20 protein-coding genes, 1 tRNA gene and 1 other RNA gene are annotated in these 25,033 nt (G+C 47.8%); 15 read left to right on the forward strand and 7 right to left on the reverse strand.

The window, feature by feature from the left end; all coding sequences use genetic code 11:
• Positions 1 to 69: 69 nt before the first annotated feature.
• Positions 70 to 753 (reverse strand): glutathione S-transferase family protein, encoded by a 684-nt coding sequence (locus B0680_RS00065; protein ID WP_078253017.1) that lies wholly within the window; start codon positions 751 to 753, stop codon positions 70 to 72.
• A gap of 231 nt (positions 754 to 984) precedes the next feature.
• Here B0680_RS00065 and B0680_RS00070 point away from each other — a divergent pair, with 231 nt between their 5' ends.
• Positions 985 to 1,401: a surface-adhesin E family protein gene (locus B0680_RS00070; RefSeq protein ID WP_078253018.1), complete on the forward strand. Its 417-nt coding sequence runs from the start codon at positions 985 to 987 to the stop codon at positions 1,399 to 1,401.
• Positions 1,402 to 1,419: 18 nt separating this feature from the next.
• Here the strand turns inward: B0680_RS00070 and truC are convergent, their stop codons facing one another.
• On the reverse strand, positions 1,420 to 2,157 hold the full coding sequence (gene truC, locus B0680_RS00075) for a tRNA pseudouridine(65) synthase TruC (protein ID WP_078253019.1): 738 nt from the start codon (positions 2,155 to 2,157) through the stop codon (positions 1,420 to 1,422).
• 107 nt (positions 2,158 to 2,264) lie between these two features.
• Between truC and B0680_RS00080 the strand changes: the two genes are divergently transcribed.
• The 7 genes from B0680_RS00080 (at position 2,265) to epmA (ending at position 9,282) form a co-directional block, all read left to right on the forward strand.
• The gene (locus tag B0680_RS00080; protein WP_078253020.1) at positions 2,265 to 3,200 is read left to right on the forward strand and encodes a metallophosphoesterase; all 936 of its coding nucleotides are present in this window, start codon (positions 2,265 to 2,267) and stop codon (positions 3,198 to 3,200) included.
• 105 nt (positions 3,201 to 3,305) lie between these two features.
• Positions 3,306 to 3,842 (forward strand): 5-(carboxyamino)imidazole ribonucleotide mutase, encoded by a 537-nt coding sequence (gene purE, locus B0680_RS00085; RefSeq protein WP_078253021.1) that lies wholly within the window; start codon positions 3,306 to 3,308, stop codon positions 3,840 to 3,842.
• A 119-nt stretch (positions 3,843 to 3,961) separates the two neighbouring features.
• Entirely contained in the window at positions 3,962 to 5,071 is a 1,110-nt protein-coding gene (locus B0680_RS00090) for a 5-(carboxyamino)imidazole ribonucleotide synthase (protein ID WP_078253022.1), read from the forward strand.
• Positions 5,072 to 5,237: 166 nt separating this feature from the next.
• Positions 5,238 to 5,699, forward strand: a complete 462-nt coding sequence (locus B0680_RS00095; RefSeq protein WP_078253023.1) for a YaiI/YqxD family protein — start codon at positions 5,238 to 5,240, stop codon at positions 5,697 to 5,699.
• Between the two features lie 160 nt (positions 5,700 to 5,859).
• Entirely contained in the window at positions 5,860 to 7,068 is a 1,209-nt protein-coding gene (locus B0680_RS00100) for an AI-2E family transporter (RefSeq protein ID WP_078253024.1), read from the forward strand.
• Positions 7,062 to 8,135 carry a 4-phosphoerythronate dehydrogenase gene (locus tag B0680_RS00105; protein ID WP_078253025.1) on the forward strand — a complete coding sequence of 358 codons (1,074 nt, stop codon included), beginning with the start codon at positions 7,062 to 7,064 and terminating at the stop codon, positions 8,133 to 8,135. The genes B0680_RS00100 and B0680_RS00105 overlap by 7 nt, the downstream gene beginning before the upstream one ends.
• Positions 8,136 to 8,313: 178 nt before the next feature.
• Positions 8,314 to 9,282 (forward strand): EF-P lysine aminoacylase EpmA, encoded by a 969-nt coding sequence (gene epmA, locus B0680_RS00110; RefSeq protein ID WP_078253026.1) that lies wholly within the window; start codon positions 8,314 to 8,316, stop codon positions 9,280 to 9,282.
• A 30-nt stretch (positions 9,283 to 9,312) separates the two neighbouring features.
• Here epmA and B0680_RS00115 read toward each other — a convergent pair whose 3' ends face one another.
• The 4 genes from B0680_RS00115 to B0680_RS00130 all read right to left on the reverse strand — a co-directional run bounded on the left by B0680_RS00115 (position 9,313) and on the right by B0680_RS00130 (position 14,418).
• On the reverse strand, positions 9,313 to 10,143 hold the full coding sequence (locus tag B0680_RS00115) for an HpcH/HpaI aldolase/citrate lyase family protein (protein ID WP_078253027.1): 831 nt from the start codon (positions 10,141 to 10,143) through the stop codon (positions 9,313 to 9,315).
• Between the two features lie 116 nt (positions 10,144 to 10,259).
• A tRNA-Phe gene (locus B0680_RS00120) sits at positions 10,260 to 10,335 on the reverse strand.
• 120 nt (positions 10,336 to 10,455) lie between these two features.
• Positions 10,456 to 12,621, reverse strand: a complete 2,166-nt coding sequence (locus tag B0680_RS00125) for a malate synthase G (protein ID WP_078253028.1) — start codon at positions 12,619 to 12,621, stop codon at positions 10,456 to 10,458.
• Between the two features lie 198 nt (positions 12,622 to 12,819).
• Positions 12,820 to 14,418, reverse strand: coding sequence for an isocitrate lyase (locus B0680_RS00130; RefSeq protein ID WP_078253029.1), 1,599 nt, complete (start codon positions 14,416 to 14,418; stop codon positions 12,820 to 12,822).
• A gap of 376 nt (positions 14,419 to 14,794) precedes the next feature.
• Between B0680_RS00130 and B0680_RS00135 the strand changes: the two genes are divergently transcribed.
• Complete coding sequence (locus B0680_RS00135; protein WP_078253030.1) at positions 14,795 to 15,298, forward strand: chorismate--pyruvate lyase family protein; 504 nt, start codon at positions 14,795 to 14,797, stop codon at positions 15,296 to 15,298.
• 153 nt (positions 15,299 to 15,451) lie between these two features.
• On the forward strand, positions 15,452 to 16,714 hold the full coding sequence (glyA, locus tag B0680_RS00140; RefSeq protein ID WP_078253031.1) for a serine hydroxymethyltransferase: 1,263 nt from the start codon (positions 15,452 to 15,454) through the stop codon (positions 16,712 to 16,714).
• Positions 16,715 to 16,869: 155 nt separating this feature from the next.
• Here glyA and B0680_RS00145 read toward each other — a convergent pair whose 3' ends face one another.
• Entirely contained in the window at positions 16,870 to 19,008 is a 2,139-nt protein-coding gene (locus B0680_RS00145) for an NADPH-dependent 2,4-dienoyl-CoA reductase (protein ID WP_078253032.1), read from the reverse strand.
• Between the two features lie 284 nt (positions 19,009 to 19,292).
• On the opposite strand from B0680_RS00145, the gene B0680_RS00150 reads away from it, so the two are divergent.
• The 5 genes from B0680_RS00150 (at position 19,293) to ssrA (ending at position 24,845) form a co-directional block, all read left to right on the forward strand.
• On the forward strand, positions 19,293 to 19,628 hold the full coding sequence (locus B0680_RS00150; RefSeq protein WP_078253033.1) for a TIGR01244 family sulfur transferase: 336 nt from the start codon (positions 19,293 to 19,295) through the stop codon (positions 19,626 to 19,628).
• 145 nt (positions 19,629 to 19,773) lie between these two features.
• Positions 19,774 to 20,562: a type I methionyl aminopeptidase gene (gene map, locus B0680_RS00155; protein ID WP_078253034.1), complete on the forward strand. Its 789-nt coding sequence runs from the start codon at positions 19,774 to 19,776 to the stop codon at positions 20,560 to 20,562.
• Between the two features lie 81 nt (positions 20,563 to 20,643).
• The gene (gene glnD, locus B0680_RS00160) at positions 20,644 to 23,424 is read left to right on the forward strand and encodes a [protein-PII] uridylyltransferase (RefSeq protein WP_078253035.1); all 2,781 of its coding nucleotides are present in this window, start codon (positions 20,644 to 20,646) and stop codon (positions 23,422 to 23,424) included.
• Between the two features lie 161 nt (positions 23,425 to 23,585).
• The gene (locus B0680_RS00165; RefSeq protein WP_078253036.1) at positions 23,586 to 24,410 is read left to right on the forward strand and encodes a WG repeat-containing protein; all 825 of its coding nucleotides are present in this window, start codon (positions 23,586 to 23,588) and stop codon (positions 24,408 to 24,410) included.
• Positions 24,411 to 24,486: 76 nt separating this feature from the next.
• Positions 24,487 to 24,845, forward strand: a transfer-messenger RNA (tmRNA) gene (gene ssrA / locus B0680_RS00170).
• Positions 24,846 to 25,033: the final 188 nt, after the last annotated feature.

Genomic DNA, 25,033 nt, shown 5'->3' on the forward strand with positions numbered 1-25,033 from the left:
ATCGGTTGTGCCATTTTTTTATCACTAAACTCAAGCAATCATCGTCAATATATCAACTCACATGACGCATCAAAACACCGTGCCAACTTTGGCAACAGTATTGATAAAGCCTGTCCGTGATTCACATCGCTCAAGCCATGCTGTGGTCGCACTCATACCTGCCAAGCCCACACGCTGTCTGGCAGCTGCGATGGCAAAATACATCTGCACATCCGCACCTGTAAACGCATCCCCTGCAAACCATGGCGAGCGGCTCAGCGTCTCTTCTACTAGCCCCAAAGCCGAATTGATATTATTACTTAAGATCATCTGATCAATGCCTGATTTGAGTTTGCGGACAATCGGTCTGACAAGCAGTGGCGCTTTTTGGCTTGCCTTGGTCAAAATCAGCCCCATCACCAAAGGCGGCATCAACGAGCCTTCGGCAAAATGCAGCCAAAATGTATAATCACGCCACGCCTTATCACCCACTGGATAAAATCGCTGCTCACTATCATAAGTCCTTAATAAATACTCAATAATCAGCGCCGACTCTGCCAAGACCTGCTCGCCATCAGGCAAGCTATCATCCACCAAAATCGGCGCCTTGCCCATCGGATGAATATCCCTAAAAGATCTAGGCGCCAGATAAGTCCGCTCATCTCGCTGATGGCTGATCAGCTGATAATCCAAGCCATAAGCCAATTTTAGCTCTTCTAATAGCCACACGATGCGAAACGAACGCGATTTTTCTAGGTGATATAAAGTAATCATCAATATTTCCAAATTAACAGCATTGAGCCATCATACATGATATTTTATCTTTGGTATAGGTTTGTGATGAGATTTACTCAATCGTCATCGGTACTTGGCAGGCATCAACGATTGGTTCAGCCATCAAATATTTTTACACATTCACCACATCCCCCACCTTGACACCACCGTCTATTTTTAGGATAATTTTTGGTAGTGTTAATTTGGATTAATCAGATTTGGGAGTTTATGATGAAAAAATTATTGGCAGTAGCACTTGCCACAGTCATGACACAGCAAGCAATGGCGGTGAATTGGGTATGGGTTAGCGAAAACAACACTGGCAAATACTACATTGACTTAGACAGTATCCAAGCAGACACGCTAGTCAATGGCACACCTGTGATGACCGCATGGACGCAGGCAGAACATAAACAAGCACAAGGTGTAGGTGGCAAAAAATATTGGGCAGCTAAATCCTTTCGCTATTATGACTGCCATGCTCGCAAATTTGACACAGAATTCGCTGCCATCTATGACAAACAAGGCAGGGTGGTTGACACTGCAAACAACCCTGCTACCCGTTATTCATCTACCAATTGGGTTAGAGTCATTCCAAGCACCCCTAGCGAAGCCGAGCTCTACACCGTCTGCGCCTACGCCAACTGATCCACCACCCATCTGTCATCAGATGGGTATTTTATCACCCCACCCAAACGCATCCATCACCCGCCCAAAGGCATCATCGACAGGCGCTGTGATACACATCGGCTGTCCTGTCACAGGATGCGTGAACGCTAGGCGATAGGCATGCAGTAGCAGTCGCTTGACGCCGACATGGGCGATGATGGCACGGTTTTGCACCTTATCGCCATAGGTGGTATCACCGACGATGGGATGAAAGATATGTTTCATATGCCGTCTAAGCTGATGCTTGCGCCCTGTGATGGGGGTAAGCTCTACCAGCGAATACCGAGAAGTGGCAAAGCGAGTACACGACACAAAGGGCTGCTCGGTGGTAGCGAGCACCTGATAGTCGGTGATGGCAGGCTCGGGCGGCTTGTCGGTGTCGGCGAATTTATCTGCGATTTTATCCAGTCGCACCTTGAGCGGATAATCAATGCGTCCGCCTGCCGTCATCGCCCCACGCACCACCGCCAAATAAGTCTTGGTCACTTTATGCTGCTCAAACTGCTCAGACAACCGCCGAGCCATCTCGCTAGTTAGGGCAAATAACAGCACGCCCGACGTCGGACGATCTAGGCGATGCACAGGATAGACGAGCCGTCCGATTTGGTCACGCAGTGTCTGCATGACAAACACCGTCTCATGTTTATCAAGCCATGAGCGGTGCACGAGCATCCCAGCAGGCTTATTGATGATGACGATGTGCTCGTCTTGGTAGAGAATGGGTAGTACGGTCAAAGCATTGCCCTTATTGATGAGTGGCTGATTTTTGATGTCATGATAAACGGTTTTCGTGGCAAAAGCATCTGCATTTTGGTATATTAGTTCAAAATGGGGGTAATTTTATGATTTATGACATCATCGGCGACATCCATGGACAAGCAGATAAGCTGATTGGGCTATTGACACAGCTGGGCTATCAGCATGATGGCGACTGCTATCGTGCACCGCCGAATCATCAGGCGATTTTTATTGGGGATTTGATTGATCGTGGCGCTCGCCAAGTTGATACCTTGCAGATTGTCTTTGATATGATTGATCATGGTCAAGCGCTCGCCGTGATGGGCAATCATGAATACAACGCCATCGGCTATGCCACACCCCACCCTGATGGCGACTACTGCCGAGCACGCACCGCGTCAAATACGCATCAGCATCAGGCGTTTTTGGATGAATTACCGCTAGGCAGTGATGCGTATTGGCACTGGATTAGCCGTCTGTATGAGCTGCCGTTATGGCTTGAGTTTGATGAATTTTGTGTCGTGCACGCCTGCTGGGATGTCAAGGCGATGGCGACGCTCGCCCCCTATCTCACCCCTGATCATCGCATCACCCACCAAGGCATCATCGCCACCGCCATCAAGGACAGCAGTGAGTTTGTCGCCCTAGAGCGTATCCTAAAAGGCATCGAATCCCCCTTGCCTGATGGTATCGTACTCGTCGATGGGCATAACATTACCCGTACTCGCACCCGCATCAAATGGTGGCTTGATAACTGGCAAAATCTGCCACTAAGTCAAGCGGCACAGCTCGGCAGTCGTGCAGTGATGCATCTACCCAGTGACCAAGATTATAAGCCACTGCCGATGGATTTTGAGATTTTGACCGATAAGCCGATTTTTATTGGGCATTATTGGCTGGATGGTACGCCGACTTGTCTGTCATCACAGGTGGTGTGTACTGACTATTCGGCAGGTAGTACAGGGTTTTTGACTGCTTATCAGTTTGATACGGATAAGCCTGCTTTGTGTGATGATGACTTTGTGCAGTTTTTGGGTTAAATAGATTTTGATTCATGGATTCATGCCCAAAACTTAGTACACGGCTGATTGCCATTTTTGCCCAAATGTGCTAATTTATTCTTTTAATCACCATAAGGAAATCCTATGTCATCAAGCACCCAACCTGCACCAATCACTTCGCCAGCCGGCACGCCAAAAGTCGGCATCATCATGGGCTCACAGTCTGACTGGGCGACGATGCGTGAAGCGGCTCAGATTTTGGCGGATTTTGGTGTGGCATTTGAGTGCGAAGTCGTCTCTGCCCACCGTACGCCGGACAAATTATTTGACTATGCCAAAGCTGCCAAAGGCAAAGGCATACAAGTCATCATCGCAGGTGCAGGCGGTGCCGCTCATCTACCAGGGATGTGTGCCAGTCAGACCGCTCTACCTGTACTAGGCGTACCTGTCAAATCCAGCACGCTAAGCGGTTGGGATAGCTTATTATCCATCGTGCAGATGCCAAAAGGTGTCGCTGTCGGCACGCTTGCCATCGGTACAGCAGGGGCGTTCAACGCAGGCTTACTTGCTATCCAAATCCTAGCCCTACATGATGAGAATCTAGCGGCACAGCTTGATGCCTTTAGAACCAAACAAACCCAGACCGTGCTTGCCAATCCAATCCCAGGGATTATCGGCTAAGCCAAGCTGATAGACAGACTGGTAAAATTTGCGTTTTGTCCAAGATTTTCGGTCGAAAATATGCGATAATATCCGAAGTTTTTATAAAATTTCGGATATTTTTTAATTTGAGATCAACTATGACAAATTCACTTCACACCATCGGCATTCTAGGTGGTGGACAATTGGGCATGATGCTTGCCGAAGCTGCTTTGCCATTGGGCTATCGTTGTGTATTTCTCGAAGATGCGGACAATCCGCCTGCTGCCTTGTACGGTCAAGTATTTAAGACGCACGAACTGGACGCCTTTATCAGTGCCAGCGACGTATTTACCCTAGAGTTTGAAAACACCCCTGTCGATACCGCACGCAAGCTAGGCGAGCTGACCGACAAAGGCGGATTATTCCCCCCTGCTCGTGCGCTCGAAGTCGCCCAAGATCGCCTAAACGAAAAAACACTGTTCAATCAACTTGACATCGCCACCGTGCCATTTATGGCGGTGCATACACTTGACGACATCAAGACCGCTGCCGATACCCTAGGCTTGCCACTGGTGCTCAAGACCAGTCGCGGTGGCTATGATGGCAAAGGGCAATTCGTCCTAAAATCCGTTGATACCATCAGCGACGCTTGGGCGACGCTTGGTGATGCGACCAAGTCCGCACCGCTGATTGCCGAAGGCTTTATTAACTTTAGCCGTGAAGTCTCTATCATCGCTGTGCGTAGCAAAGCAGGCGAAATCCGCTACTATCCACTGGTCGAGAATGTCCACACCAGCGGTATTCTTGCCAAGACCACCGCCCCTGCTGCCGATACCGAGCATCTGACCGCCCAAGCACAGTCCAATATCAAAAAACTGCTTGAGCATCTGGACTATGTCGGCGTGATGGCGCTTGAGCTATTCGTCACCGATGATGGCGTGCTCGCCAATGAAATCGCCCCACGCGTGCATAATTCAGGACACTGGAGCATCGAAGGCGCGCATTGTAGCCAGTTTGAGAACCATATCCGTACTGTCGCAGGCTTACCGCTTGGCGATACTGCTGTCAGCCATCCATCGGTGATGCTCAATGTCATCGGCAAATATCCAAACAGCGCCGATGTCCTTGCCATCGATGGCGTGCATTATCATCATTATCACAAATCCGAACGAGATGGCCGCAAAATCGCCCATATCACGGTGATGACAGGGGATGAACGCCAAGCCGATGCTGTAGCAAAAGCCGAAAGCCTATTGGTAAACTGCTAATCCACTCAATCCGCTCTGATGGGCGGATTTTTTTGTGGGCATAAGTCCATCAGTTTATCCCATATTCATCGACAGATTTGATTAATATTTATTTATAATTTGATAAAAATAAGTGAAAAAATATTGACAATCACCATTTATCATCTTAAGCAACTTTGACAACCCTATGAAACTCTACATCGACGCCGATGCCATCCCTGCCATCGCCAAAGAACTCATCATCAAGACCGCCAATCGCACAGGCGTACCTGCCATCTTTGTCGCCAATCGCCCCACTCGCCTGCCGCCATCACCACACTTATCATCGGTGGTGGTCGCCGATGGCTTTGATGTGGCGGACACCTACATCGCCCAAGCGGTAGAGTCTGGCGATGGCGTCATCACAAGCGACATTCCGCTAGCTAGCGAAGTGCTGGACAAAGGCGCATGGGCAATGACAGCACGGGGCGAAGTGTTTAGCCTTGAGACGATTAAGCTTAAGCTTAACAGCCGTGATTTTATGGACATGATGCGTGGCACAGGCGTGCTTGACCCTAGCCAAATGGGTGGGCAAAAACCGTATTCAGACAAGGACAAAAAAGCCTTTGCCGATGGGCTTAATCGCTTGGTCAAATCTGCCAAAAAATAGTTAATTTTTATTATCAATCACTTTAACAATAATAATATTGCTGAACCGCCAAAAGATAGCAAGAAAAAAGTGCAAAATTGGTGCAAATCAGACAAGCTATTTTGGCAAAATTGGTGCATAATAAGCAAAATAATTTTTAAAATTTCAAGATACCGCCATCATGATTGAACAATGGACTAAAGAAAGCGTCATCCAGCGCCTACTCACTTTTATCTTGCTCACTCTGCTCATTATTCTGTGCTTTCAAGTGGTGCAGTTTTTTATTTCGCCGGCGATTTGGGCGGCGATTTTGGCGTATGTGACTTATCCTTTGTATCGATTTTTTTATCAAAAGGTGCAGTTTAGCCCGACCTTTAGCGCACTGATTATGACGGTGGGGATTTCGCTGTTGATTGGTGTACCGCTGTTGGTGGGCGTGTTTTTCTTGCAACAAGAAGTCATCAGTTTTTATGGCATGGCGGTGCGTCGCCTACAAGCTGGCTATGTCGATTTGCCCGAAAATATCAAGAACTTACCTGTCATCGGTCAGCAAATCAAAAACATTCTATGGGAAATTAACAAAGACCCTGAAGCATCGATGGCAGCCGTGCGTAACTGGGCGCAGTCGCATCTGTATTATGGCAAAATGGCGTTTGATGCGGTGCTAAAAAACCTTACCAAGCTTGGTATGGCGTTGATGACGCTGTTTTTCTTTTATCGTGATGGCATGAGTCTCGTACGGCAGATTCGCCAAGCTCTGCGTAATATCATCGGCGATCGCATTGATCATTATATCAATTCGGTGACTGCCACGACTCGTGCGGTGGTGTATGGCATTGGCTTGACGGCATTGGCACAGGCGCTACTGGCTGGGATTGGCTATGCTGTTGCCGGTGCGCCCAATCCGATTTTGCTAACCATCATTACCTTTATGGTGGCGATGATTCCGTTTGGCACGCCGTTTGCTTGGGGTGGCGTGGCGTTGTGGCTACTTTCCCAAGGGCATACCACCGAAGGCATTGGCTTAGGGTTGTGGGGGATGCTGGTGATTAGTTGGGTGGATAATCTGATTCGCCCGATGGTGATTAGCGGTGCGACCAAGATTCCGTTTATTTTGATTTTTATTGGGGTGCTTGGCGGCTTGACGGCATTTGGCTTTGTTGGCTTATTCATCGGCCCTGTCCTACTTGCCATCATGCTAGCAGTATGGCGAGAGTGGATCAGTCAGCACAAGAATGAGATTTTTGCCAGTCGCAGTACCGGCTTTGCAGTGGCTGATGGCAAGGCACTACTGGCTGACACCACACCCACGCCCATCATCAATCACGACGCCATCAATGCCGATGACACAGCCAATACCGACACCACCAAAAAGGACACCGAATGCTAACCGTACTCGCTGATGAAAATATCGCCAATATTGATGACTATCTACGCCATCATGACATCCAAGTCATCAAGCTAAAGGGACGTGATATCAACCGTGATGCCCTGCTGACATATCAGCCTGATGCGCTATTTATCCGCTCGGTCAGTCAGATGACAGCGGATAAGTTGGGCGAATTATCCACTCTACCGCTCAAGTTCGTGGGCTCGGCTACTATTGGCACTGATCATGTGGATGCTGATTTTTTGGCGCAGTATGGTATCCGCTTTGCCAATGCTGCTGGCTGCAGTAAGCACTCGGTCGCCCAATATGTCATCACCGCCATCTTGCATACTTATCCTAGCTATCGCACCACGCCGATTCGCCTAGGCATCATCGGACTTGGCAATATCGGCAGTACTTTGGCAGAATATGCCAAAGGGCTCGGCTGGCGGGTTGTCGGCTATGACCCTTTGATCGCACCATCTACCATCAATCATGCCACGCTCGATACCGTGCTTGACTGTGATGTCATCAGCATTCACACACCACTGACGCACACAGGTAGTCACCCGACCTTTGGCATGATCAACCAAGAGGCGCTGTCACAGATGTCGCCGTCAGCACTACTGATCAATACCGCTCGGGGTGAGATTATCGATGAAACCGCCCTACTAGATGACATCAAACGCACACAGCGTAAGGTCATCTTGGATGTATTTCCCCACGAACCTGCCATCAGCACACCACTGATGAGTGCACTACAGCTTGCCACACCACACATCGCAGGCTATACGCTCGAAGGCAAACTGCGTGGCACGGATATGATTTATCAGGCATTTTGTCAGTGTTTTGGCTTGCCTGCGCGTCAGACGCTCGCACCCCTACTACCGCCCAATCCGTATCAGTTTGATGAGTTAATCAATCAGCTGATTGGCAATGAGAACGACAAAGCGGTGCTGGCGCAGTTTTATGACATCGCCAAAGATGATACAAGCCTACGAGCCGTCTGCACTGATACAGGCGTACAAGGTGCTGACTTTGACCATCTGCGTAAGACTTATCAGCTACGCCGTGAGTGGCTTGGTTAATTTAATCAAAATTTAACCAAGCTTTAAATAAACTTAGCCGCACTTAGCCAAAGCCAAGCTCAATTCGGCTGATTTGGCTAAATAAAAACTTACCAAACTGCCAATTTATCCCAAATTTATCAACCCAATCAAGCGTAAAACCGCCAAATAATCCCACTTATTTTATTAGAAAATCTATATGATGCCAAGCACTTATCAACCTACTTTATCCCTTATCAATGCCCAAAAAAAGGCAGCATTTTTGCGTAAGATTCGTGAGTTTTTTTATCAACGTAATGTGATGGAAGTTACCACGCCGATTTTATCAAATCATGGCAATACTGATGTGTTTATCGAGTCGGTATCGGTGAATTTTCACCATCAAGGACACCCAAAAACAGGCTATCTGCATACATCGCCAGAGTTTGCCATGAAGCGACTACTTGCCACTTATCAAGTGCCGATGTATCAGCTGTGCCAAGTATTTCGGGATAACGAAAAAGGCCACAAGCACAATATTGAGTTTACCATGCTAGAGTGGTATCGACCCGAATTTGACTTAGATATGCTGGCAGATGAATTGCAAGCATTGCTGACAGTTGTATTTGATCAGCCGATGGATATTATTAAGCTGAGCTATAGTGATGCCTTTATCAAAAGCACGCAGATTCACCCATTGTCCGCAAGTATCGATACGCTAAGAGCCTGCGCCTTATCGCATGGCATCACACTGGATATGGGCGATGATCATCAAGGATGGCTGGATTTGTTATTTAGCCATATCGTCGAGCCGACATTAGGCTGTGAGATGCCGACGCTCATCACCGACTATCCGCCTGCCACCGCATCACTTGCCAAGATGGCAATCGATGCTGATGGTCATCAGGTCGCCAAGCGCTTTGAGCTGTATATCAATGGCATTGAGATTGCCAATGCTTATGATGAGCTGGCTGATGGCGATGCGCTACGAGCACGATTTGAGCAGGATAATATCAGTCGTGCCGCATTGGGTCTGCCACAGATGCCGATTGATGAGCATTTATTGGCAGCGTGTGATGACCTACCTGAGTGTAGCGGTATCGCCTTGGGTGTGGATCGGCTGTTTATGGTGGCTACAGGTCTTAGCGACATCAGCCAAGCGATTGCGATGATGACCGAGCGAGCGTGATGGGTTTGGTTTGGCTATAATAAGCTTGGCTTAACAATCACCCAATATATCTTTTGCCCACAGTATCAACGGCAAATCCACCATACGCCCATCGATGGCAAAGACGGTATCGCCCGTGCGCTGATATTCTGCCAGGATTTTTTGGGCAAAAATTCGTTCATCATCACTGGTGGCTAAAGCTTGTTTCATGATGGCAATCTGCTTGGGATGAATCGCCATCTGCCCACCAAAGCCAAAATCAGCCCAATGTCGCACGCAGTCCATTAAGCCATCTTCATCATCAAAATCCACAAACACCGCATCAATCGGTGGATGCACACCATTAGCCAGTGAATGCACAAGCAAATCACAGCGAATCTTATCAAACAGTACTGCTGCCGCCTGCGAGCCCATACGCACACCGTGTGAGTGTAATAAATCTAAACAACCAAAACTCATCGCATACAAACCATGCGCAGTGGCAATCTTGGCGATATTCGCCACACCGACAGGCGTCTCCACCACCGCAATCACAGGTAGCCCTGTCGCTTGGTGTAGATACTCAACCTGCTCGGGATTTTGGCACTTTGGCAGGACGATGCCATCGACTTTATTTAGCTTGGCTACACACTGCAAATCATACGCATGATCGCTTTGGCGGCTGGCATTCACCCGTAGCCAATAGTGATAATCACTCGCGGCATCAAACTCGATTAATTGGGCACGCACATCGACTTTTTGGTCGTGCGCCACTGCATCTTCTAGATCAATGATGACAACATCAGCGCCCGTCGCCACTGCCTTTGGCACACGGTCAAGGCGAATGGCAGGGACGAATAGGTATAGGGTTTTTGCAGAATTTTGGCTAGTTATATGTGGCATCGGTGAGCATCCTTGAAATTGCAATTTTTTTAACTATAACACCACAGCGCACAACACGCAACAAAATCCTACACAACAAAAAAGCCTTCCGACATCATCGAAAGGCTTTTTTAATATGGTGGCGAGAGGCAGGATCGAACTGCCGACACACGGATTTTCAATCCGTTGCTCTACCAACTGAGCTATCACGCCAAAGTGGTGCATATTAAACCGTATTTTGGATGGTTTGTCAAGCGTTTTTTTATCCAAAAGTTTAATAAGCAAAACCACGATAAGTTGCCCTATCGTGGTTTTGGGTCAGATGATTAATTATCAATCACCCGTATAGCCCTTGAGCTTCAGGCGAGCCTTGTGTAGTAATGGCTCGGTATAGCCTGATGGCTGAACCGCACCCTTAAAGATCAAATCCGCCGCCGCATTAAAGGCAATGTTATTCTCAAAGTCTGCCGACATTGGACGATAATCAGGGTCGCCTGCGTTTTGCTCATCGACGACTTTTGCCATGCGTTTTAGCACTGTCCATACTTCATCTTCGGTGACGATGCCGTGTGCTAGCCAGTTGGCGACGTGCTGAGATGAGATACGCAAGGTGGCACGGTCTTCCATCAGTCCGATGTTGTTGATGTCAGGGACTTTTGAACAGCCCACACCCAGATCTACCCAACGCACGACATAGCCTAAGATGCCTTGGCAGTTGTTTTCAAGCTCTTTTTGCTTATCGCTATCGCTCCAGTTGGTATCGGTCGCGAGCGGAATGGTGAGCAAGTCATCAATCGATGGCACTTGGGCATTTTGCAGTGCCGCTTGACGCTCAGCAACGCTACACTGATGATAATGGATGGCATGGATGGTCGCACCCGATGGGCTTGGTACCCATGCACAGCTTGCACCCGCTTGTGGATGCTCAATCTTGGTGCGGTACATATCGGCAAGCTCATCAGGCTTTGGCCACATCCCTTTGCCGATTTGTGCTTTACCTTTTAATCCTGCTTTTAGGCCGATGATGACATTGCGATCTTCGTAGGCAGTAAACCATTTTTGACCCTTGATTTCGCCTTTACGCACGAATGCCCCTGCTTTCATGGCGGTGTGGATTTCATCACCTGTGCGATCCATAAAGCCTGTATTAATAAAGATGGTACGCTCACGCGCTGCCGAGATACAGTTTTTTAGGTTGGCACTGGTGCGTTTTTCTTCATCCATGATGCCCATTTTGATGCTGTTTTTTGGCAGTTTTAGCAGCTCTTCTGAGCGAGTGAACAACTCCACCGCAAATGCCACTTCATCCGAGCCGTGCATTTTTGGCTTAACAATGTACATCGAGCCTGTGCGAGAGTTACGCAGGGTATTTTTGCCCGTGATATCAATGGTAGATAGTAGAGGCGTGATTACCCCGTCCATAATCCCTTCAAAAATCTCTTCGCCATCCACCAAAATCGCAGGGTTGGTCATCAGATGCCCCACATTACGCAGTAGCATGACCGAGCGGCCGTGCAGGGTTTGGGTGTTGCCATTTAGGTCGGTGTAGGTGCGGTCGCTATTTAGCGTACGGGTGATGGTTTTACCATTTTTTTCTAAAGTTTCGGACAAATCACCTTTCATCAAACCCAACCAGTTGCGATAGCCTTCGACTTTTTCTTCGGCATCGACGGCAGCCACCGAGTCTTCTAGGTCCTGGATGGTGGTGACGGCGGCTTCTAGGATGACATCTTTGACACCTGCTGTGTCCGATTGACCGATTTGACTGGTTTTGTCAATTTGAATAATGGTGTGCAAGCCGTTGTTTTTTAGGATGATTTCTGATGGCGCATCACTGCTACCGTTATAGCCTTGTAGCTGCTGACTGTCTTTTAAGGTGGTTTCGCCATCTGCCAAAGTCGCCACAAGCTTGCCATCTTTGATGGCATAAGCGGTGACATCGCTGTGCGAGCCTGTCGCTAACGGATAGGTTTCATCTAGGAAATTTTTGGCAAATTCAATCACCTTTGCCCCACGCACAGGGTTGTAGCCTTTGCCTTTATCCGCACCGTTTTCTTCGCTAATGACATCAAAGCCATACAGTGCGTCATACAGGCTACCCCAGCGAGCATTACCAGCGTTTAGTGCATAGCGAGCGTTACGCACAGGTACAACAAGCTGTGCCCCTGCGATGGTGGCGATTTCGTCATCGACATTGTTGGTGGTGATGGTAAAATCCGCCACTTCAGGCTCAAGATAGCCGATGTCGGTTAGAAACTGTTTATAAGCCCCAAGCTCATAAGTGTTATTCTCATGCCACTCATCAATCTGTGCTTGCAAGTCATCACGGCGAGCGAGCAAGGCTTTGTTTTTTGGGGTTAGGTCTTTGACAATTTTTTCAAACCCTGCCCAAAACTCATCGCTAGTCACATGAGACAATGGCAAAGCTTCATTTTCAATAAAATCATATAAAATTTTGTCAATGGCAAAGCTGCCTTTTTGGATGCGTTGTGTCGCCATAGTTTTATCCTTAAAAATCATTATCTTAAAATCAAAAACGGTGCTTTAACCCAAAGTCAAAACACCGTCTATTACCAATTACCGTTATCGGATTAAACCAAGTGAATTGTTGCTAATGCTAGGCGGGGGAGCGATGCTGTACAAGTAGTACAGCAAGCGAGCCCAACGACGCAGTAGCACGATTCACGAAGTGTTTAATTAGCCGCCAAATTGGTTCATGGTGTTCTTAGTCGCATCCCCTGCTTTTAGGGCATTCTCACCAGAGAAAATCTCTTTGTGGTCATCACCGATGTCAGAACCTGCCATCGCTTGGTGCTTGACGCAAGCGATACCGCCACGGATTTCTTTGCGTTGTACGCCTGCGACATAGGCTAGCATACCTTCATCACCGAAGTAACCTTTTGCCAATTCATGCGTTGATAGTGCCGCAGTGTGGTAGGTTGGCAAGGTGATTAGGTGATGGAACACGCCTGCTTCACGGGCTGCATCCGCTTGGAATGTACGGATTTTTTCGTCCGCATCATTGGCAAGCTCTGAACCGTCGTATTTGGCGTCCATTAGCTTGTCACGCTCATAGCCTGAGACATCACGACCTTCAGCCACCCAGCGGTCATAGGCTTGCTGACGGAAGTTGATGGTCCAGTTGAATGATGGCGAGTTATTGTACACAAGCTTAGCATTTGGCACTTGTTTTTTGATGTCATTAACAAAGCTTGCGATACCTGCCACATCTGGGGTTGGCGTCTCAATCCAAATCATGTCCGCACCGTTTTGTAGGCTTGTGACACAGTCTAGGACAACACGGTCATGCTGTGTGCCTTCGCGGAACTGATACAGACCTGATGGCAAGCGAGTTGGGCGATGTAGTTTGCCATCACGCTTGATTAGGATTTCATCTTCTTTGGCTTCAGAGATGTCAATCTCGGTGGTTTCTAGGTAGCTGATGTACTTAGATGCTAGGTCGCCCGGCTCACGAGATACTGGGATTTTTTGGGTCAAATCAGCACCTTCTGAGTCGGTACGAGCGACAATCACACCATCATCCACACCAAGCTCTAGGAACGCATAGCGTACAGCGTTGATTTTCGCCAAGAAATCTTCGTGTGGTACAGTTACTTTACCTGCTTGGTGACCGCACTGCTTGGCATCAGATACTTGGTTTTCGATTTGGATTGCACAAGCACCTGCTTCAATCATTTGCTTGGTCAACAGATAAGTCGCTTCTTCGTTACCAAAGCCTGCGTCAATGTCTGCAATGATTGGCACAACATGCGTTTCAAAGTTATCGATTTGAGCTTCGATTTCTTTTACTTTTGCGCTGTCGCCTGCTGCTTCAGCTTTTTGCATTGCACGGAATAAATCGTTTAATTCTTTTGCGTCCGCTTGGCGAAGGAAGGTGTAGATTTCTTCAATCAATTTTGGCACAGCGGTTTTTTCGTGCATAGATTGGTCAGGTAGTGGGCCAAACTCTGAGCGAAGCGCTGCCACCATCCAGCCTGATAGGTAGATGTAGCGTTTGTTGGTAGTGCCGAAGTATTTTTTGTTGGCAATCATTTTTTGCTGAGCGATAAAGCCATGCCAGCAGCCAAGTGATTGGGTGTATTTGCTGTTGTCCGCATCGTATTCTGCCATGTCACGGCGCATGATGGCGGCGGTGTATTTGGCGATGTCAAGACCGGTCTTAAAGCGGTTTTGGACAATCATGCGTGCTGCATCTTCTGGGCGAATGGCATCCCAAGTACCGCCCAATTTTCCCTTAACTTTACGAACGTGCTCTAGTGCTGATTGATAAGTCATGGCTAACTCCTTTGATTGACAACTTAAAAATGCATACTGCGATATTAAGAGTAAACACCCAAAGCTCCCGATTCTTTGGATGCTTGCTCCGTTGACTACAGAATAGCCAAAATCGCATCACAAATCCAATAGCCTGTGCCAATGTTCAATATTTCATAAATAAATGACTATTACAAAATCATTTACAAATAGAATAAATAATAGTATATCGATACAAGTGATTGATTTTCTATGAGTAAAATTGCCGAGACTTAGATTTATGGTTAGTATTATTAAATTTATTATATTATTATAAATTATTAATATCACAAAATCCCATCGCATTTTGTGGATTTTATGCTAAAATTGAACACCTGTATCTATTATCTTGAATGTCATGTCATCATCATTTTGTGCCAATTCGCCGACAGCAGTGCCCAAAGCACCGCCAAAATTACAGGCATTTTTGACATCCAAAGGGTCGCTGACCGCCTTACTTGAAACACACGCACATCAGGCGCTGCGTGTCGTCGTCCTGCATGAAGGTCATGCCCTGCTTAATCAACATCAAAAACGCCTACTGTCATTGCCTGTGCATAAGCCACAATTAGCTTGGATACGCATGGTCAAATTATACGGCAATAGCGATGATGCGTGGGTGATGGCAACAAGCATTTTTCCCTTGCCGACATTGACAGGTGCGCTGAGACGATTGCGTCATCTGGGGCGTACGCCAATTGGCTATGTACTATTTAAGGGACATCGCACCTTGCCCCATGTGCGTCATTATTATCATGAAAATTCGTGTCACGGCAGACGCACCGTTTATGAGTATCATGGCAAAAAATTGCTGATTGATGAGCGATTTTTACCTGCTTTTATTGACAGTCTCTCGGCGTGATGACTCTCGGCGTGATGAGTTTTGTGTGTCAATTTTGGCATTGATAAATTTTCTTTGTAAAAACTCGCTCGCCCCTAGTGTATCGATAGATAAATATGCTACACTAGGAACACTGTTTTATCCTTCCATATTTGATACAAACAAGGAAACACCATGTTTAAAGAAATTTCACTTCATCAATACGATCCAGAGATCGCCGCTCAAGTCGATGCCGAAGCACAGCGTCAAGAAGATCATATTGAGCTCATCGCTTCTGAAAACTACTGCTCGCCTGCGGTGATGGAAGCTCAAGGCACTGCCTTGACCAACAAATATGCCGAAGGTTATCCAGGTAAGCGTTATTATGGCGGCTGTGAGTATGTCGATGTCATCGAACAAATCGCTATCGATCGTGCCAAAGAACTGTTTGGCGCAGACTACGCCAATGTACAGCCACACTCAGGCTCGAACGCCAACAGCGCTGTGTATCTTGCACTACTAGAAGCAGGCGATACAGTACTTGGTATGAGCCTTGCACACGGTGGTCACTTGACACACGGTGCGACAGTGAGCTTCTCAGGCCGTACTTATAATGCGGTACAATATGGTCTAGACACCGAAACTGGCTTGATTGATTATGATGAAGTGGCACGCCTAGCTCGTGAGCACAAGCCAAAGATGATCATCGCAGGTTTCTCAGCATACAGCCAAGTTGTTGATTGGCAAAAATTCCGTGACATCGCTGATGAAGTTGGTGCGTATCTGATGGTGGATATGGCGCACGTGGCAGGTCTAGTCGCAGCTGGCGTCTATCCAAACCCAGTACAAATCGCTGATGTCACCACAACCACCACCCACAAAACTCTGCGTGGCCCACGCTCAGGTCTAATCCTAGCCAAAGCCAATCCAGAGATTGAGAAAAAATTGGCATCTGCTGTATTCCCGGGCAACCAAGGCGGCCCACTAATGCACGCCATCGCTGCCAAAGCTGTCTGCTTCAAAGAAGCAATGAGCGATGAGTACAAAACGTATCAACAGCAAGTGGTCGCCAACGCCAAAGCAATGGCAGAAGTCATCCAATCTCGTGGCTATGACATCGTCTCAGGTGGCACAGAAAACCATCTGATGCTAATTAGCCTAATCAAGCAAGAAATCACCGGTAAAGAAGCGGATAAATGGCTGGGCGATGCACACATCACTGTGAACAAAAACTCAGTACCAAACGATCCAAAATCACCATTTGTGACTTCAGGTATCCGTATTGGCACGCCTGCGGTGACCACTCGTGGCTTTGGCGAAGCTGAATGCCGTGAGTTGGCAGGCTGGATCTGCGATGTGCTAGATGCTCGTGGTGATGAAGCTGTTATCGCTGCCACTCGTGAAAAAGTCGCCGCCATCTGCAAAAAACTGCCTGTTTATGAGCGTAATGCGAAGTAATCAGCGGTTGTTGATGGTTTGATAAAAACTCGCCTGACAGCATATCAGGCGAGTTTTTTTGTGGCTAGATGGTGATATCGATAGCTATGACGATACATGGCGATAATAGCACTTATACATTTATGAATAGCTTAGGCTAAAATCCCCAAAAACCATCACAAATGCACCGCCACTTCAAAGCCTTCTCGGATAGCACGCTTAGCGTCCAGTCGATCAGACAGCTTGGCACCGCCGATGACTTGATAATCAGCTTTTGGCGTATCGCCAAGCTGTGGCATCAGATGATTGACCGACTCTTGACCGACGCACAGCACCACAGTATCGACACGCAGTAGCTGACTTGTGCCATCAACCGTCACCCACAGCCCTTCATCCGTGACCTTGTCATAAGTCACGCCTGCCATCTGGATGACCCCTGCTTGTTTGATGGTCGCTTTATGCACCCAGCCTGTGGTTTTATTCAGACTCTTGCCAAGCTTGCCCTTGCTACGCTGTAGCAAATACACTTGGCGAGCAGGCGTTGGTGGGTTGGCAGGCCGTAGTGCACCGATGCTTTGGTAATTGGCATCGCCATCGACGCCCCACTGCTCAAAGAACGCTTGTGCCGTCTGTGCCTGTGGCTGATAGTTTGCATCATTGACATCATTTGATACACTTGCGCCATGCACCAAAAATTCCGCCACATCAAAGCCAATACCACCTGCGCCCAGCACTGCCACACGCTCACCGGCGACTTTTTGACCTGTTAATAGCTCACTATAGCTCATCACCTGTGGTAACTGCCGACCTGTGATATCAATCTCTCGTGGCACGACACCTGTGGCGATGATGATATGATCGGCTGATTGCGCGTCCAAAAAGCCCTTATCCACCGCAGTATTTAGGTGCACATCAATGCCAAGTGTGGCGATCTGCTCACGAAAATAACGAATTGTCTCAAAAAACTCTTCTTTGCCTGGGATGACCTTTGCCATATTAAACTGCCCGCCAATGAACGGCTTGGCTTCATACAGGCTCACCTGATGCCCACGAGCTGCCGCCGTCACCGCCGCTGACAGACCTGCCACGCCTGCACCGACGACGATGACTTTTTTGGGTTTTTTGGCGGGCTTGATATCATACTCGCTCTCATGACACGCCAAAGGATTGACCAAGCACGATGCCCGCTCACCGCTAAAGGTATGATCTAGGCAAGCTTGGTTACAGCCGATACAGGTATTGATAAGATTGGCTTGATTATGATACGCCTTATTCGCCCACTCGCTATCCGCCAAAAATGGTCGTGCCATCTGCACCATATCCGCCTGACCGTTGGCAATGATGGCTTCTGCAGTATCGGGCATATTGATACGGTTGGCGGCGATGACAGGGATGGATACCGCCTGCTTAACCGCTGCGGTATAACGCACAAAAGTCGCTCGTGGTACGCTTGTCACAATGGTCGGCACTCGGGCTTCATGCCAGCCGATACCAGTGTTAATCAAAGTCACGCCAACTGTCTCAAGCGCCTGCGCCAAGCTGATGACATCCGCCATCGTCGCCCCATCTTCGACCAGCTCAATCATCGATAAGCGAAAGCTGATGATAAAATCCGTACCCACTACCGCTCTGACCGCCTGTACAATCTCGATGGCAAAACGCATACGATTCTCAAGGCTGCCACCATAGGCATCATCTCGCTTGTTGGTGCGTGCTGATAAGAACTGATTGATAAGATATCCTTCAGAACCCATAATCTCCACGCCGTCATAACCTGCTTTTTTGGCAAGGCTTGCCGTATGTGCGAAGTCCTGTATCGTCGCCTGAATATTCTTTAGGCTCATCTGTCGTGGCTTGAACGGCGAAATCGGTGATTTGATTGGGCTTGGTGCAACCACAAACGGATGATAGCCGTAGCGACCAGAGTGTAGGATTTGTAATAAGATTTTTGCACCATGTTTATGTACGGCACGGGTCACTCGAGCATGATGGATGACATCAGCGCGGCGATTGAGCGTACCGCCAAGCGGCGTCAGCCAGCCTTCACGATTGGGCGAGATACCTCCTGTAATCATTAGCCCCACACCGCCTTTGGCTCGTGCTTCAAAATAGCTTGCCAATTTGCCATAATGATAAAAACGGTCTTCTAGCCCCGTGTGCATCGAGCCCATCACAAGGCGGTTTTTTAGGGTGGTAAAGCCCAAATCCAACGGCTCAAACAAATGTGGATACTGCATCGGCTCGACTGCGGTCGGCTCGGCGGTTTTGGTTGAGATTAGTTTGGCTAGGCGTTTTTTTAAAAAAGGCATTGGCATAATAAAAATCCGTTTTGCTATCAAAGCCCAACAAGCACAGACCAAAAAAAAAGACTTGTGGCTCATCAGGCGATTTGGCTAAGTAACCTATTTTATCATAATTTAGGATTATCTAAACACGCTTTTTATTTTGTGACTGCATGGTCAGTATATCAGTGTACGCTTAATTTGCGATAGCGATGCTACTAGATTTTGTTCAGCTTTGCCAAGCGTTTAAAATCATTTGCCAAATCATCAAAATCAGAGTAAGCTACTTAAATAATTTTTACCATTAAGGAATATCCATGAGCGATACCATCACCATCTCAGGTCAAATCAGCGTCGATGATGTCAAGACGCTTGCCGAACAAGGCTACAAAACCCTAATCAATAACCGTCCAGACGGCGAAGAAGCAGGACAGCCGACCAGCGACGCCATCAAAGCCGCTGCCACCGAGCACGGCATCATCTATGCACACATCCCGTTCAGCGGTGGGATGCTTGAGATGCACCATGTCCAAGAATTTGCGGATTTTTTTAATAGAACCGAACGCCCACTGCACATCTTTTGTCGCTCGGGCAATCGCTCTAGCATCATCTTGCAAGCGGCTCGTGAGCAAGATTTGCTGGATGAAGATTGATAAACGGTAAGTCAGTTGCACAAAGTGCCGATTTGCACAAAAATTTCTTGGCAAATGACGCTTTGATTTGTGAAAACTTATCATTTACGGTAAAATGGTTGTGAGTTTTTCATAACCATTTTTTATTTTATACATCGACTTTATTATGAGTAAAAATATTCCTATCCTAAACGCCGATCAAATCGAAAAAATGCAGATTGCCGGTAAGCTTGCCGCCGATGTGCTCATCATGCTTGATGAATATGTCAAAGCAGGTGTCAGCACAGGTAAGCTTGATGACATCGCTCATCAGTACATCCTTGATCATGGCGCAATCCCTGCACCGCTGAACTATAACGGCTTTCCAAAATCGATCTGCACATCGATTAACCATGTGGTCTGCCACGGCATCCCCGATCACGAACGCCTACTAAAAGATGGCGACATTATTAATATTGACATCACAGTGATTAAAGATAGCTTTTATGGTGACACCTCAAAAATGTGGATCATCGGCGAAGGCTCGGTGATGGCTGAACGCATTTGCCGTGTCGCCCAAGAAGCACTGTACGCCGGCATGAAAGTCGTCAAAAATGGCGCAAGACTTGGCGATATCGGTGCCGCCATCCAAAAAGTCGTTGAGCCAGAACGCTTTAGCATCGTGCGTGAGTTCTGCGGTCATGGTATCGGTGAGACTTTTCACGCCGAGCCACAGGTGCTACACTACGGCAAAGCAGGCACAGGCGTCGAGCTCAAAACTGGCATGGCATTCACCATCGAGCCGATGATTAATCAGGGCGTATGGCAAACCAAAGTCATGAAAGACGGCTGGACCGCCATCACCAAAGATCGCAAGCTATCTGCCCAATGGGAGCATACGCTGATTGTCACCGACAATGGCTGTATCGTCACCACTGCTCGCCCCGAAGAAGATTTGAGCTTTTTGAACAGCTAATCTGCCCTGTGATGGGTCGTATGGCTATGGGCGAAGCTGATGACTTCGCCCATTTTTTTATAACAAAAACAAGGAAATCGTATGCCACACTCAATCTATGAGCGCCTGATGCGCCAAAGCCAAGCACTGCATCTGAGTATCACGCCACCACCTGCTATCAGTGCTGACACGCTTGATGGCACTGCCATCCGCACATGGCTTGGCACGCTCAATCACGCCATCGATCAGCACATCATCGCTTATGGCGTGGATGCCACTTCGTATATCACCGATTTGATTGGTATTCGCACTTTGGCGATTGATGCGATTTTGAGTGAGATTTATCATGCTTTTGGCTTTGGGGATGAGCTGGCGTTATTTGCGGTTGGTGGCTATGGCCGAGCTGAGCTACTACCTGCATCCGATATTGATATTTTATTAATCGGTCAAAATCCCAATGCGCTCAAAACACAGATTGAAGCATTTGTGGCGATGCTGTGGGACATTGGTATCACGCCTGCCATCTCGGTGCGTAGCCTAGATGAAACCAAGCTTGCCGCCACCGATCAGACCATCGCCAGTGCCATGATTGAGTCACGGCTACTGGCAGGTAATGCAGTATGGGCGGATGTGCCTTATCAAGCGGTCAAAGAGACTTGGAGTGCCAAAGCGTATTATGACGCCAAAATGGCAGAATCCAAAGAACGCTATCTTACCCAAAACGCCACCGAATACAACCTTGAGCCAAACATCAAAAACGCCCCCGGTGGACTTCGAGATCTGCACATGATTGGCTGGCTGGGTCGTTTTTATTTTGGGCATGGCAAAAGCTTTGATGATTTGGTTGCCACAGGCTTTATCAGCCCCGAAGAATGCACCATCCTACAAAACGCTCAGCGATTCTTGTGGTGCATCCGCCATCATCTGCATATGCAGACCGCTCGCCATGAAGATCGACTGCTATTTGATCACCAAAAAACCGTCGCTCAGCGATTTGGCTATTATCTCGACTCATCGAACGCCACCCATAGCGATGTCAAAACCGCCCTTGAAGCGATGATGCGTCTGTATTATCGCCATGCCATGCGTGTGGCGGCACTGTCCGAGATGCTGTGTGCGTATTTTTATGAAACTTATCTGTCGCCTGCCATCAGCACCACACCAATTGATGATGATTTTTGTCTGATTCAAGAAACCGATACCGCAGATGGCACTTGTGAAGTCAGTAATAAACAATCCGATACCACACCGCCCAAAATCGCCATCACTCGCCCTGATGTTTTTTTGGCAAATCCTGCCAATTTGCTGAAGATTTTTTTGATGATGGGTCAGCTTGGCATCAAACAAATCACCGCAAGCACCCTGCGCGCCATTTATCAAGCCAGCACCCATATTGATGATGCGTATCGTGCCGATAGCGAACATCGACGCTTATTTTTGGCGAATTTACAAGAAGGCAATTATCTGTTTCACCGCCTACGACTGATGAAGCGTTTTGGCGTGCTTGGCAATTATCTGCCTGCCTTTGGCAAAATCATGGGGCTGATGCAGTATGATTTGTTCCATCGCTATACGGTGGATGCGCATACTTTGCTGCTCGTGCGGATTTTGCATCGCTTTGGTGATGATGCTCGTGCGGATAATTTTGGGCTCGTGTCAGAAGTCTATCAAAAAATTGTCCGCAAAGACATCTTGGTCATCGCCGCCATCTTTCATGACATCGCCAAAGGTCGTGGCGGTGACCATAGCAAGCTGGGGGCGGTGGATGCTTATGAATTTTGCCAAAGTCATGGCATGAGCGAAGCGGATAGCCGACTGGTCGAATGGCTCGTGCTTGAGCACCTGACCATGTCTTTGACCGCTCAAAAACAGGACATCTCAGACCCTGAAGTCATTGCACACTTTGCCGAATTTACCGGCAGTATCACACGGCTCAATCACCTATATGCGCTGACCGTCGCCGATATGAACGCCACCAATAGCCAGCTGTGGAATACTTGGCGAGCCGCCCTACTCAAGCAGCTATACATCTCGGTGCACCGTGTGCATAGTCTTGGCGCTCATGTCACCGACAAAGATGTGGTGATTGAAAACCGCAAAAATAAAGCCTGCGACATCTTGCCCGATGTCGAACGAGAAAAGCTGGATGCGCTGTGGGCGAATTTTGGCGAAGAATATTTTCTTAAGCAAAAACACTTTGACATCGCTTGGCAGTCAGATGAAATCATCAAAGCCAAAGCCAAACTTACAAGCGGTGAGCCAATCATCGCCTTGCGTGCACACAGCGATTTGAGTCTTGGCGGTATCCAGCTACTCATCTGCGCCCCCGATCAGGACAATCTATTTGCCACCACTGTCTGCATCCTTGACCAGCTTGATTTGAGCGTGCTTGACGCCAACATCTTGACCGCCACGATTGATGGTATCTCGGTTGCGCTTGATTCGTATGTGGTGATTGACCGCTTGGCGACCACAGGCGATCAGGTGGATTTGTTGTCCAATCCCGAACGCATTCAGACGGTGATGACACGGCTGATTGATGGACTCAAGCAAGGCGACTGCAAAGTTCCGCCACGCACTTATGGCTTTAATACCAAGCTTAAGCACTTCACCGTGCCGACGACCGTGCAATTTAGTAGCGCCACACCGCTTGCACACCAAGGACATCATCAGATGCAGCTCATCACCAAAGACCGCCCGTCCCTGCTTGCCAAAGTCGGCGCTGTCTTTAGTCAGCACCACATCGAAGTGCATGGCGCACGCATTACCACGCTTGGCGAGCGTGCCGAAGATATGTTCTATGTCAGCGACCGTCATGGTGGTGTGCTCAGTGATGATAAATTAGCCAAACTAAAAACTGCCATCATCACAGCACTCAGCTAAACTGCCCCAAAAGCAATTTTGCACCTGTCAACTTTGGCAGTTGTGCAAAATTTGCTTAAGTTTTGCCACCAAATTGATACGAAATCGTTATCAATGATGGTGGCATTTGGGCATTTTTTGTGTCAAAATGTGTCAAATTATCCATCAATACGGACTATACCATGACAACTTTATTAAAAAAAATCAGCATCGCAAGCCTAATCGGACTATCGCTCACCACCCTGCCTGCGATGGCAAATGACGACACGCTTGGCACTTATGGCTTTGATGATGAAGAAGCCCCAGCCTGTGCTAGCACGCCACTACCAACCGGCGCAAGCTTTGCCGTCGTTTATCCTGACTGTGGCTATACCCAAGGGCTTGCACTCATCAAAAAAGACGACAAATACGGCTTTGTGGATGAGTCAGGCAAGCTTATCATCCCTGCCATTTACCAAGAAGCGCATCCGTTTAGCGATGATTTGGCGCTCATCAAACAAGCGGACAAATACGGCTATATCGACAAATCGGGCAAAATCGCCATCAAGCCACAATATACCGACGCTTGGGGTTTTTGGGAAGGTCGTGCCAAAATTGAACAAAATGGCAAATACGGCTTTATTGATACCACAGGCAAGATTGTCATTAAGCCTACCTACACAATGACAGGTGACTGGTTCGAAGATGGCTTGGTGCTATTCAAGCAAGGCAACCAATACGGATTTTTGGACAAATCGGGTAAAGTCGCCATCAAACCACAGTTTGACTCTGCCAAAGATTTTGCCGAAGGTCGTGCTGCGGTCAGCAAAAAGACCGGCAAAAAAGATGCCGACGGTGAAGAATTGCACCAATTTGGCTTTATTGACAAGACGGGCAAAGTCGTTATCCCAATCAAATATGACTTGGCGTCTGACTTTGTCGAAGGTGCGGCATTCGTCATCGAAGGCGAGCAGGTGTATTTTATTGACAAAGACGGCAAGCCAACCAAAATGCCAAACTACAACTGATCTATAAATTGAGATACAGCAAGTCTGGCAAAATCATTGAGTTTTTGTACAAGACTTGCTATAATCAAAAAACTATGGGGATGTTCTGGCTTCGACGCTGGTAATGAAACTCAATAGTGCATGTCAAGAGCGTGTGACTCTTGTAAATCAACATACATTTAAAATAGTCGCAAACGACGAAACTTACGCTCTAGCAGCCTAAGGGCAGCTTGGGACGGTGCAGATTGCCTTTGGTCTGGTCACTCTCCCCGAAGCGAACGCACAAAGGATAGCATCTGTTAGCGTTGCGATGACGGGTGCGAAACTTTTAGCAAATCGTCCAATCCATCCTGACTGTCGGTTCGGTGCGGATTAAAGCCATAGACAGATTCTAAACATGTAGAGCTATGGGCGTAGTGCTGGCGGACGCGGGTTCAACTCCCGCCATCTCCACCATACATAAAATCCGGTTGATTATATCAACTAAAATCCTCCAAAATCCCCCTGAAACCACTAGGTCTCAGGGGTTTTGTTTGGGGTGTATCCATGTACTTCGACCTAAAAGACAGAATAAATATATTGAAAAAAATATTTAAAATATATGCTTCGTTAGCAAACCTACAGTTTATGTAGTGGTACACTAA

Source organism: Moraxella pluranimalium (assembly GCF_002014825.1).
GTDB lineage: Bacteria > Pseudomonadota > Gammaproteobacteria > Pseudomonadales > Moraxellaceae > Moraxella > Moraxella pluranimalium.